The 12,268-nt window shown below is 37.6% G+C and carries 10 protein-coding genes and 1 other RNA gene; 8 read left to right on the plus strand and 3 right to left on the minus strand.

The features are described from left to right. The first annotated feature begins 2 nt into the window (after positions 1-2). From rplQ to BXY58_RS04015, 3 genes are all read left to right on the plus strand, one after another. Positions 3-524, plus strand: a complete 522-nt coding sequence (rplQ, locus tag BXY58_RS04005) for a 50S ribosomal protein L17 (RefSeq protein WP_120212485.1) — start codon at positions 3-5, stop codon at positions 522-524. A 112-nt stretch (positions 525-636) separates the two neighbouring features. Then, positions 637-2,010, plus strand: a complete 1,374-nt coding sequence (locus BXY58_RS04010) for a DUF4403 family protein (RefSeq protein WP_120212486.1) — start codon at positions 637-639, stop codon at positions 2,008-2,010. An 82-nt stretch (positions 2,011-2,092) separates the two neighbouring features. Beyond that, positions 2,093-4,639, plus strand: coding sequence for a M4 family metallopeptidase (locus BXY58_RS04015; protein ID WP_120212487.1), 2,547 nt, complete (start codon positions 2,093-2,095; stop codon positions 4,637-4,639). Between the two features lie 72 nt (positions 4,640-4,711). Here the strand turns inward: BXY58_RS04015 and deoD are convergent, their stop codons facing one another. Both deoD and ssrA read right to left on the minus strand, forming a co-directional pair. Then, the gene (deoD, locus tag BXY58_RS04020) at positions 4,712-5,419 is read right to left on the minus strand and encodes a purine-nucleoside phosphorylase (protein ID WP_120212488.1); all 708 of its coding nucleotides are present in this window, start codon (positions 5,417-5,419) and stop codon (positions 4,712-4,714) included. A 203-nt stretch (positions 5,420-5,622) separates the two neighbouring features. Further along, positions 5,623-6,022, minus strand: a transfer-messenger RNA (tmRNA) gene (gene ssrA / locus BXY58_RS04025). 224 nt (positions 6,023-6,246) lie between these two features. On the opposite strand from ssrA, the gene BXY58_RS16835 reads away from it, so the two are divergent. The 5 genes from BXY58_RS16835 to BXY58_RS04050 all read left to right on the plus strand — a co-directional run bounded on the left by BXY58_RS16835 (position 6,247) and on the right by BXY58_RS04050 (position 11,718). After that, the gene (locus BXY58_RS16835; RefSeq protein ID WP_147366803.1) at positions 6,247-6,477 is read left to right on the plus strand and encodes a hypothetical protein; all 231 of its coding nucleotides are present in this window, start codon (positions 6,247-6,249) and stop codon (positions 6,475-6,477) included. A 72-nt stretch (positions 6,478-6,549) separates the two neighbouring features. After that, positions 6,550-7,365 (plus strand): peptidase associated/transthyretin-like domain-containing protein, encoded by an 816-nt coding sequence (locus tag BXY58_RS04035; protein WP_120212490.1) that lies wholly within the window; start codon positions 6,550-6,552, stop codon positions 7,363-7,365. A gap of 368 nt (positions 7,366-7,733) precedes the next feature. Continuing rightward, positions 7,734-8,708 carry a ribonucleotide-diphosphate reductase subunit beta gene (locus BXY58_RS04040; RefSeq protein ID WP_120212491.1) on the plus strand — a complete coding sequence of 325 codons (975 nt, stop codon included), beginning with the start codon at positions 7,734-7,736 and terminating at the stop codon, positions 8,706-8,708. A gap of 274 nt (positions 8,709-8,982) precedes the next feature. Further along, positions 8,983-10,638 carry a ribonucleoside-diphosphate reductase subunit alpha gene (locus BXY58_RS04045; protein WP_120212492.1) on the plus strand — a complete coding sequence of 552 codons (1,656 nt, stop codon included), beginning with the start codon at positions 8,983-8,985 and terminating at the stop codon, positions 10,636-10,638. A 192-nt stretch (positions 10,639-10,830) separates the two neighbouring features. Next, positions 10,831-11,718: a DUF72 domain-containing protein gene (locus tag BXY58_RS04050; RefSeq protein WP_120212493.1), complete on the plus strand. Its 888-nt coding sequence runs from the start codon at positions 10,831-10,833 to the stop codon at positions 11,716-11,718. A 54-nt stretch (positions 11,719-11,772) separates the two neighbouring features. On the opposite strand, the gene BXY58_RS04055 is transcribed toward BXY58_RS04050, so the two are convergent. Next, positions 11,773-12,268: IS3 family transposase (locus BXY58_RS04055; RefSeq protein WP_120212494.1), on the minus strand; the 496-nt coding region annotated here is incomplete at its 5' end.

Here is a 12,268-nt window from a genome sequence, read left to right on the forward strand (position 1 = left end):
AAATGAGACACGGAAAAAAGATAAATCACTTAGGTAGAACTGCACCACACAGAAAAGCAATGCTTTCTAATATGGCTTGTTCCCTGATTGAACATAAAAGAATCAACACTACTGTTGCTAAAGCGAAAGCTTTAAGAGTTTACGTGGAACCAATCCTGACTAAGGCTAAAGAAGATACAACTCACAATAGAAGAATCGTTTTCTCTTACTTGCAAAGTAAGGAAGCGGTTACTGAATTGTTCAGAACTGTAGCTCCTAAAATCGCTGAAAGAAATGGTGGTTACACAAGAATCATCAAAACTGGTTTCAGACCTGGTGATGCTGCTGATACTGCGCTTATCGAGTTGGTAGATTTCAACGATATCTACAATCCAAACGAAGCTGAGAAGAAAACAACCAGAAGAAGTAGAAGATCTACTGCTGCTCCTAAAAAAGAAGCTGCTCCTGTTGTTGAAGCTACTGAAGCTAAAGTGGAAGAAACTCCGGCTGCAGAAACTGCTACAGAAGAAAAAACTGAAGAATAAGAATTCTAAGTTTTTAAATATAAAACCACCTCAATTGAGGTGGTTTTTTTGTTTTTGTAACTAATAAAACAATTAATTTAGCGTTGTAATTATTATTCAATTTTAATAAACTATGATATTTAATTTTCGAGCCATATTTTTATTAATATTCATCAGTATATTATCTTTTTCACAGTCATCACAACCGGTTTATACATTGCCCAAAATCAAATCCAGTATAACACTTCCGGTTTCACTACCGATCTCGGAAATCAATAGTTTGATCAATCAGTCCGTCAAAGGTGTTTTATATGAGGATCAATCTTATACCGATAACAATAATGATCAGTTCAAAGTGAAGGTTGAGAAACAGGGTAATATCGCCATAAAAGCTTTAACGAATAACAGGTTAATGATCTCGGTTCCGCTGAAGATCTGGGCAGAAAAAGGCTACGGTACTTTGGGCTATTATATGTACAAGGACACGAATTTTAATCTGATAATGAATTTCATTACCAGTTTAACGGCGACATCAGATTGGAAGCTGGATACCAAAACGACGACTGCAGGTTTTGTCTGGACTCAGAAACCGGTTTTGGATTATGGTAAAGTGAAAATCCCGATTGCATCTTTTATAGAGTCAACATTGAAAGAGCAGCAGGGAAAGTTTACAACCATTATTGATCAGCAGATTAAAACAAAATTCAATCTTCAGCCTTATCTGGTGATGGCCTGGAATCAATTTTCAAAACCAATCAATGTGTCGGAAGAATATAATACCTGGCTGAAAATCACGCCTCAAAATACTTATATGACACCGCTTCAGGTTTTTCAGGATAAAATCAAAACGACAATTGGGATCGATTTGTATTCGGAAACTTTTGTGGGACAAGTTCCGTTGGCGACAAGAGATGTCAATACTGTTCCTAATTTTATATTGAATCCGAATCTTCAGAATGTTTTTAATCTGCAAACCACTGCCAACATCAGTTTCGATGAAGCAACAAGGCTCGCAAGGCAACAATTCCAGAATAAAGAATTTCCAATGAGCAGTGAGGAGAAAAAGGTAAAAATTACGGATATCTCGGTTTATCAGGAAAAAGAAAATATTGTAATTGAAGCGCATACAACTGGCGAGGTTAACGGAACGGCTTTCATCAAAGGTAAACCCTATTACAGTGCGGAAGAGCACAAGATAAAGCTAAATGTCACAGACTTCAATCTGAAAACTAAAAACTTTTTCCAAAAAGCTTTAACTGTTCTGTTTGAAGGTAAGATCAGAAGAATGATCGAAAAAGATTATGGTATCCCATTGCTGGATATAGAAAATGCCTCCAAAAAAAGCCTGATGGAAAACTTTAACAAAGAATATGTAAAAGGAATCAAATTACAAGGTAATGTACTTGATCTGAAACCTACACAATTTCTATTGTCAGAAAAGTATATCACTATTGTTATTGATACCAAAGCTCAATTACAAATGAATGTTTCTGGATTAAGTTTTTAATAACGTTTGATGGTTTTCTTTATGTTTTATTGATTATTATGCTAAGTATATTGCATATATTTGTTAGCAATTAAATTTAAAAATGAAGAAAACTCTATCTCTGGCAATTGCTTTGGCTTATGCTTGCAGCTTTGCACAGGAATCTAAGGAGCTGGCTAAACTTAGAAAAGAAAACAACGCCAACGTTACAATCAGCAATGCTACATCAAATCCCAATTTTATCCAATTTAGAACTGCACCACAGCTTAGATCTTCTAATGCAAAAGCAAAGGCTGCAGAATTTTTAGCAGAAAATTTCAAAGCTTTTAATCTAAAATCTGCGAATGATCTGGTTTTTGTTGAAGAAAAAACTGATAATTACGGATTGAAAAATGTAATATACAGACAGCAGTATCAGGGTATTCCTGTTTATGACGGTGTTTTGAAATTCCATTTCAATGCAAAAGAACAATTAACATCGATTAACGGAAACGCACTTTCAACAATCAAAGTGAGTACAACACCTAATATCTCTGCAACCGAAGCTGGGAATATTGCAAAATCTCTTGTAACAAATCAGGATCTAAACAAATCTAATATTGCACTAGAAGCTGTAAAAACCAATCTGCTGATTTTCCCAAAGAACTTAGCACAAGGAGGAATCGTAACACCATATCTGGCTTACGAAATCGAAGTGACTAATAAAGTAGATGTCAGAGAATTTCTTTTCATCAATGCTCATACAGGCGAATTGGTGGAACAGTTTACAGGAATTCACCCTATCGACAGACAGGTTTATGAAACCAATAGAAATGCTTCTAACCTGAAGTGGAAAGAAGGCGATCCTTTTCCCGGAACATTGACGACTTGGCAGCAACACGAGGTTGTCACGTCTGAGCACGTGTATAACTTCTTCAAGAATGCTTTTGGTTATGTGTCTTATGATGCAGCCGATCATACGATGATTACGGTCAACAATGATCCTACAATTTCTTGTCCTAATGCTAGATGGAACGGGACCTATGCCGGATATTGCGATGGCACGGCAACCGATGACGTCATTGCGCACGAGTGGGGACACGCTTATACGGAATATACAAGCGGACTTATTTACCAGTATCAGTCTGGCGCTCTTAACGAGTCTTATTCTGATGTTTGGGGAGAAACCATTGATTTGATCAATAATTATATGGATGAAGGCGAGAATCTTAATATAAGAACAACAGCGTCTTGTTCTGGTTCTCAGCGTTGGAAAATGGGAGAGGATGCAACAGCTTTTGGCGGTGCTATAAGAGATATGTGGAATCCTAATTGTAATGGCCAACCTTCAAGGGTATTAGATGCAAACTACTATTACTGTGGAACAGCAGATAATGGCGGCGTACATACAAACTCGGGACCTACCAATCATTTATACTCTTTATTGGTAGATGGCGGAACTTACAATGGCTACACAATTGCAGGAATTGGCTTTGTGAAAGCGGCTCACCTTTGGTGGAAAGCGCAAACCAGTTATCTTACTGCAACTAGCGATTTTGCTAATTTTGCAGATGCTTTGGAAGCTGCGGCTAATGATTTGATAGGAATTAATCTACAAGGCTTATCTACTACAATTACCCCTGCAGGGCTGAGCGGACAATCTTTCAATGCGACTGATCTTCAGAATATCAAAAATGGCATTCTTGCAGTACAGTTGAGATCTTCTCCGGCTACGCAATGTAATTATCAGCCCATTTTAAAACCAGTACCAGATCTTTGTGCCAATGCAACGTCTAATCCGTTATTCAAAGAAGATTGGGAAAATGGCTTAGGGAACTGGACTGTTTCTAATATTCCTACAAAACCAACAACCTGGGAAGCGAGAGATTGGGCTATCAAAGGTAATTTGCCAAAATCAAGAACCGGTAATGCTATTTTCGCAGTAGATCCAATTAACGGTGATTGTGCATCTAATTTACAAAACGGCATTCTACGTCTCGAAAGTCCTACCATTACTTTCCCAACTTTCTCTGATGGAAAGTATGAAATGGCATTCAACCATTATGTAGCTACAGAATCGACTTGGGATGGCGGAAATATCAAATATAGCCTAAACGGCGGAAACTGGACACTGCTGCCAATAACGGCTTTCACGCAGAATGGCTATAACAATACCTTGGACGGAACTTCTCAAAGTGATAATCCACTCAAGGGACAAAGAGCTTTCACAGGAACGGACGGAGGTTCTCTTGGCGGAAGCTGGGGACAAAGTGTGATTGATCTTTCCAAAATCGGGGTAACTTCCGGTTCTAATATCAAATTCAGATTCGAATTGGGAACAGATGGCTGTAACGGAGTCGAAGGTTGGTACCTGGATGAGATCTATGTTTACAACTGTAGTACTTTGGCTGTAGAAGATGTTCAGAAACAAAATTCGATCAGTATTTATCCTAACCCGACTTCAGGCTTTGTGACAATTCAGAATAAGAAAAATACAAGTCTGAAGAACGTGGAAGTTTACAACGCAGCAGGACAATTGATTCAAAAATTTAACCTGAATAGCAATACCAAGAATGCTTCTCTAGATATGAGTCAATTAACAAATGGGACTTATGTCCTGAAAGTAATTTCTGAAACCGAAAGCAATACTGTAAAAGTAATTAAGAAATAATCTTCTCTGATTATTAATCATAAAAAAAGCTTCTGAAATTAATTCAGAAGCTTTTTATTTTAAGTTGGAATATTAATATTTTATAGCCGTTTCAAGAGATAATTCCATCATTGTTCTCAATGCTTTTTCTCTTTGGTCGGCAGAGATTTGCTCTTGAGTAGGGATGATGTCAGAAACGGTTAAGATCGTAGCTGCATTTTTACCAAGATGTTTGGCATTCGCAAAAAGTGCAAACGCTTCCATTTCCACTGCAGGACAATTGTGTCTCAATGCGATTTCCGGAACAGCAGGGTCTTTTCTGTAGAAGATGTCGCTGGAGTGGATGTTGGTTGCTTTAGCTTCCAGACCTAATTCTTTCGCTGTTTCATTGATTTTATCAAAAACACTTCCCTGGTTAGAAATGGCATCTTCTTCAATTCCCCAGGCAAATTTTGCGTAAGTACTTTCACTCGCTGCCTTTTGTACATTCAGGATATCGAATAATTTCAGATCGGTTGAGTAAGCACCACAAGTTCCGATTCTGATGATCGTTTCAACCTCATATTCTGTAAACAGCTCAAAAGAGTAAATTCCGATACTTGGAAATCCCATTCCACTTGCACCAACAGTGATCTCTTTACCTTTATAGTTTCCTGTGTAGAAATAGATGTTTCTTGTCTGACTGACCAATTTGGCGTCGGTCAAAAAGTTATCAGCAATATATTTTGCTCTAAGTGGATCGCCGGGCATCAAAACCGTCTTTGCGATTTCTCCTTTTTTAGCACTAATGTGAACACTCATTTTTATGAATTTTTTTTTAAGACCGTGAATATAAAATTTATAATCCGATTACTGAAATTGATTCTTAAAATAAAATCAATTAATTCGTAGAACAACACTTGTGACAAGTTTCAAAACGATCTTTTTTCGCAAAAAAGTAAAAATCAAGATGATCAAGAATCGATATTATGAAAATGAAAACACCCTTCATTTGAAGAGTGTTTTTGTGGAGTTGGAGGGATTCGAACCCTCGTCCAAACAAGCAATACGCAAGCTTTCTACATGCTTATTTTGCTATTAGTTTTCGAGTTCAGGCAGAGAGCAAACACCCAACCTAAACCTTAGCTTCTAAAATTTTCGAGTCTTGACCGAAGCTTCCAAGACCTTATTTCCGCATTCCTATATCCCAGGATCCAACGTCGCAGAACAGAACATTGGTGAGACATCTTGCTTCCTTACTATCTTCGGGAAACGCTTGAATCTACTAAACTTCGATTATTAAGCTGCAAGAGCGAACTCTTCGTTGCCAGTTAAAATGTTGTAGCAAGGGATTTAAGAGATCGCGCTACGGTTCTCTGCATGCTTACTTACCCATTGGTCTTGCTGTCGAAACCAGTCAACCCCAATTTTTAAGATAAGACAACAAATTTACGCAAAAAAAACAGTCCAACAAAATCACTTATTATTCATAATTTATCACGTATAATTATTTGGGCGTGCCCCTTGCCAAAACGCACCAGCCGCTCGGGTCGGGCTGTCCGCTACAATCTTTTTGTGTCACGCCTTTCAGGCGCAACACAAAAAGGATTTCCGCTACCATCCCTCACGCGCTTCTCAAAAAACAAAATTTGTCAATCATTAGACCTTTTGAGATAAAAGAAAATCAGCAAAATCCTCCAAAATCAACGAGTGATAAAATGGCTGAGCAAAGCGCCTTTGCGAACCTTAAAAATATTTTCAACAACGATAAAAGATTTGCGTTTAAAGCATCAGCATTCAAAACCATTCTCAAAATAATTTTAACAAAATCAAAACTTTCAATTTCTAAAAAATTCCCAAAACAGGTTAAAGTCGGTTAAACTATCTCTCTCAAAATCCTTTTATCACAATATCAGAGCTGATTAAAGCTAATTTTGTACAAACTTAATTCTGTGAAAATTAAATTATTATTTCTTCTTATCACATTATTCTCGATAAGAATCTTTTCCCAGTCAGACTATATTTTGGGAAATATTACCAACGAGAGTGGAGACAAGCTGCCTTTCGCCAGCATTCATAACCTCAGAACAGACCAGATTGTGATGTCTGACAATATGGGGAATTTCGCCATTGCAGCCAAACCTTCGGATGAATTGAGAATATCCAGGCAAGGTTACGAAAGAAGTTTGATTTTATTAACATCCGGGAGTTTCTCAAAAAGTTTGGACATAAAATTAACAACCATTCCGCAAGAGATAGAAGAAGTCAAGCTATCGTTCAGGCCAACTGGGATTCTTAAGAAGGATGTCACACGACTCAACCCGCCACCAAAAGTTGTTGCACTCAATAGCGCAATGAACAATTATATGAGAACGCCTCTCAATGAAGTCGCTCCAAAAGCTTCAACGCCTTCCGCTTTCAAACAGCCGGATTTTGCAGCCGGACAAGTCAATTTGATGAAATTAGCCGGTGCGATTGGTGGACTTCTAGGAAAAGCAACATCATCTCCCAAAACCACTGCCGATTATAGCGAAACCCAAGAGTTCTACAAACGGGTAAAATCTGCTATTGATTTGGGCTATTATACACAATACGGCTTGGACGAGTACGATTTTGATATTTTTCTAGCCTATGCAGATCAGGCTTATAATTTGGCAAAGAACTATAGAAAGAACTTTGACAAGGTTGCGATCGATTCAAAACTTAAAATGGCTTTCTCAGAATATATCAAGACTCACAATTTTTCCAAGAAACAGTCGGAAGGTTAAAAATTTTAATCATTTTATGAGCATCTGGGAGGAGCAAAGATTTTAAAATTTTATTTGTTTAATTTCAAAGCACTTTTAGAAAGGATTTTGTTTAAAGTGTTTAAATTAAATTTTGCCTTTTAATAGCGGTAAGAACTTGCTTTCCTTCATAAAATCCCTATTCATAGTACTTTTAACATAATGTGGAAAACTTTAGCCGATGATTGTCAGTTTTTTGACATTTTTCGGGCTTTCGCTCTTTCATTTGTTGTATTCAATTTCTATTTTTGTGTTACCGCTTTGGGAGAAAAAGCAATGGATTTAAACCGCTGACTTCCTTCACACTAATGGTGATTACTCTAGAAAAAGAAACATTAAAATATTAAACTATGGGGATTTTTGATAAACGAATAAGTTATAAACCATTTGAGTATCCGGAAGTTTTACAATTTATAGAAGCTATCAACAAGTCCTATTGGGTACATTCCGAGGTCGATTTCACAGCGGACATCCAGGATTTTCATTCCCAGCTGGAGCCACACGAGAAAAATGCGGTGAAGCACGCACTTCTGGCGATTGCCCAGATCGAAGTGAATGTCAAAACCTTTTGGGGGAACCTTTACCATCATTTACCAAAACCTGAACTGAACGGCCTGGGCGCCACTTTTGCGGAATGTGAGTTCCGTCATTCCGAGGCTTATTCCAGATTATTGGAAGTGTTGGGTTACAATGATGAGTTCCTTAATGTTGTTGATATTCCTGCGGTAAAAGATAGAATCGATTACCTGAGTAAAGTGCTGAAAAATGCCAATTCTCAGGATCCAAAAGCGTATGTGTCTTCGTTATTGCTGTTCAGTATCCTGATAGAAAACGTTTCACTGTTCAGTCAGTTTGCGATTATTCTGAGCTTCACAAGGTTCAAAGGTTATATGAAAAATGTGTCCAACATCATTGCCTGGACGTCTGTGGATGAGCAAATCCATGCTAACGGAGGAATCTATTTGATTAACAAAATCAGAGAAGAACAGCCAGACTTATTGAGCGATGAGGATATCGAATCTATTTACGATTTGGTAGACGAGTCGATTGAAATGGAATCTAATATCCTGGACTGGATTTTTGAATTGGGCGAAATTGAACACGTTTCCAAGAAAAATCTGTTGGATTTTATGAAGTACAGAGTGGATGACTCTTTGAAGAAAATCGGAATGAAAACGAGATACAATGTTTCTCCGGAAGATTACAGACCAATGGTTTGGTTCGAGGAAGAAGTGTTTGCTAATTCTATGGATGATTTCTTCGCAAAACGTCCGGTAGATTATACAAAACACGACAAATCTATCACTGCGAACGATTTGTTCTAATACAATCTGAATAAACATATAGAATCTTTCTGATTCTAAAAATGAAACGAACGGTCAAATTACTGACCGAAATATTTAAAAGAAAATTTTAAGAAGTATATTAAATTCTTGGGGTTTTCTTTTTTATGTGAAATCGTCAAAAATGGCGAAGCGCGCCCCGACTTGAGTGGAGCTCTTTTTCTTTTTTTAGAAAAAGAAAAAAGCGGGAACGGAAGGCGGATAAAGGCGCCCAAACAGAAATTGCTAACTCTCAATATAAAATAATAAAGTTATGATGGACGAAAATATAGATATCTGGTGGCTCAACGAAGAGTCTGAGCAAATGCTTAACAGAGGTTACCTTCTGAAAGGGGAAACCGTAGAAGGCGCAATCGACAGAATTACAACTGCAGCGGCAAAACGTCTTTACAAACCGGAATTGCAACCGGCTTTCAAAGAGATGATTGTGAAAGGCTGGATTAGTTTTTCTTCTCCGGTTTGGGCTAATATGGGAACACAGCGTGGTTTGCCGATATCTTGTTTCAACGTTCATATCCCGGATAATATCGAAGGTATTACTCACAAATTGGGTGAAGTGATTATGCAGACAAAAATCGGAGGCGGAACTTCAGGTTACTTCGGGGAATTGAGAAACAGAGGAACGGCGGTGACGGACAACGGAAAATCTTCCGGAGCGGTTTCTTTTATGAAATTGTACGATACGGCAATGGATGTGGTTTCTCAAGGTGGTGTGAGAAGAGGCGCTTTCGCAGCTTATCTTGACATTGATCATGGTGATATCGAAGAATTTTTGAGTATCAAAGATATCGGAAGTCCAATCCAAAACCTATTTACGGGAGTTTGCGTTCCGGATTACTGGATGCAGGATATGATTGATGGCGATGTGGAGAAGAGAAAAATCTGGGCAAGAGTTTTGGAAAGCCGTCAGCAAAAAGGTTTGCCTTATATTTTCTTCACAGATAATGTGAACAGAAACAAGCCTCAGGTTTATAAAGATGCAGGATTGATGGTTAATGCAAGTAATCTTTGTTCAGAGATTATGTTGCCTTCAACAGCTAACGAATCTTTCATCTGCTGTCTATCATCAATGAACCTTGAATTGTATGATGAGTGGAAAGACACCAACGCAGTGAAATTAGCCATCTATTTCCTGGATGCGGTTCTATCAGAATTCATCGAGAAAACAGAAGGGAATTATTACCTGACTTCGGCCAGAAACTTTGCAATGCGTCACAGAGCGCTTGGATTAGGCGTTTTAGGCTACCATTCATATTTACAAAAGAATATGATTCCGTTTGAGAGCTTCCAGGCGACTCAGTTCAATGCAAGAGCATTCCGTCATATCAAAGAACAGGCTGAAATCGCTTCTAAAGAATTGGCTAACATCTACGGAGAGCCGGATATGCTAAAAGGTTATGGTTTGAGAAACACAACGTTATTGGCTGTTGCTCCAACCACTTCTAGTTCTGCAATCCTTGGACAAACTTCTCCTGGAATTGAGCCTTTCGCTTCTAACTATTACAAAGCAGGTTTGGCAAAAGGAAACTTTATGCGTAAGAACAAATATCTGGCGAAATTGCTGGATGAAAAAGGTCTTGATAACGAAGAAACCTGGAGAACCATTATGCTGAATCACGGTTCTGTTCAGCACCTTGAAGGATTGACGGATGATGAGAAAGCGGTATTCAAAACGTTCAGAGAGATTTCTCCGATGGAAATTGTTTCTCAGGCTGCTCAGAGACAACAATATATTGACCAGGCTCAGTCTCTTAACCTGCAGATTCCTTCTACAATGCCAGTGAAAGACGTTAACTATGTAATGATAGAAGCTTGGAAAAAAGGCGTAAAAACATTGTACTACCAAAGAAGTTCCTCGGTTTCCAAAGAATTAATGGTCAACTTTGTGACTTGCTCTGCTTGTGAAGCGTAAGTAAGAAACAATACAAAAGTAAAAAGATAAAACCGCAGAATTTTCTGCGGTTTTTTATTTGAATTTCTTTGCTAAGTTTACTTTGCGGACTTAAAAGCATTGTAATAATCAAAAAAACTTTGCGGACTTTGCGTTTAAAATCATCAAACTTTTACTTAACTTTAAACCTCCAACCAAAAACTTTCAAATCCTATGAAATTCGGACAAGTTGCTGACCCGTCACAAATCGATTTTACTTTACCAAAAGATCATCCTCAAACCAAATTTATTCTCAATCAGAATAAAAAAGGTCTGGATAATATCTCTATCGGTTGCGCCAAATGGAATAAAACCGATCTCAAAGGTTTTTATCCAAAAGGAACTAAAGACGAATTGACTTATTACGCCACGCAGTTTAATTCCATTGAATTGAATGCCACTTTCTACGGAATGCCTACAGCAGAACAGGTTCAGACGTGGAAAGAAAAGACACCAAAGGATTTCAAATTCTTTCCGAAGATTACCAATACAGTTTCACACTTCCGAAGACTATTGAATGTTACGGATGTTGTAACACAATTCGCTTCGGCAGTTCTTAATTTTGATGATAAACTAGGAATGGTCTTTCTTCAGCTACACGATAATTTCAAACCGAAGGATTATGATCGTTTGGAAAAATTTGTTCAGGATTGGCCAAAAGAAGTTCCATTGGCGATTGAATTGAGAAATACAGAATGGTTCACGGATGAAGAGATTTTCAATACCGTTTGCGAATTATTTGAAATGAATAACATTACGAATATTATTGTCGATACCGCTGGGCGACGAGATATGCTTCATATGCGGCTGACAACACCGAATGCTTTTATCCGATATGTTGGTGCCAATGCCGATAGTGATTATGCGAGATTGGAAGATTGGCTGGAAAGATTAACAAAATGGAAAAAGGAAGGTTTACAGAATCTTTATTTCTTCGTTCACCAGAATATCGAAAAAGCATCGCCATTATTATCGTCACATTTAATCAAGAAAATGAATGAAGAATGGGGAACTGATATTCATATTCCGACATTAGCAGATAATCAGCCGACTTTATTTTAAAAACTAAAAATTCCCTTCTAATTAAGTAGACTGCACCCAAAAGTTTAGACAAAATTAGACAAAATTATTAAAGAAAAGAGTTCGGTACTGTACCGGGCTCTTTCCATTTAGATTTAATCGTATTCTGTCGTTGTTGTAATAAGTGATGTATTGTTTTATTTCTTTTTTCAACTCATTGATTGTTTTAAACTTTTTGGTATAAAACATCTCAGACTTCAGTGTTCCGAAAAAGTTTTCAATCACTGCATTGTCCAGACAGTTCCCTTTTCTGGACATACTCTGGATAATACCCTTCTCTTTTAGGATATTTTGATATGCCTTCATCTGGTATTGCCAACCTTGGTCTGAGTGTAAGATGATATTTTCTGTATTTTTAATTTTCTTTAAACTCTTTTTCAGCATATCTGTAATCTGCGCAAAGACAGGTCTTTCTGAGAGATTATAGCTGATGATTTCACCGTTGAATAAATCAATTATCGGAGACAGATAAAGTTTGTTTCCCGAGACATTAAACTCTTTTACATCAGTTGCCCATTTTTTATTCGGCTGC

Source organism: Epilithonimonas arachidiradicis, assembly GCF_003610695.1.
GTDB lineage: Bacteria > Bacteroidota > Bacteroidia > Flavobacteriales > Weeksellaceae > Epilithonimonas > Epilithonimonas arachidiradicis.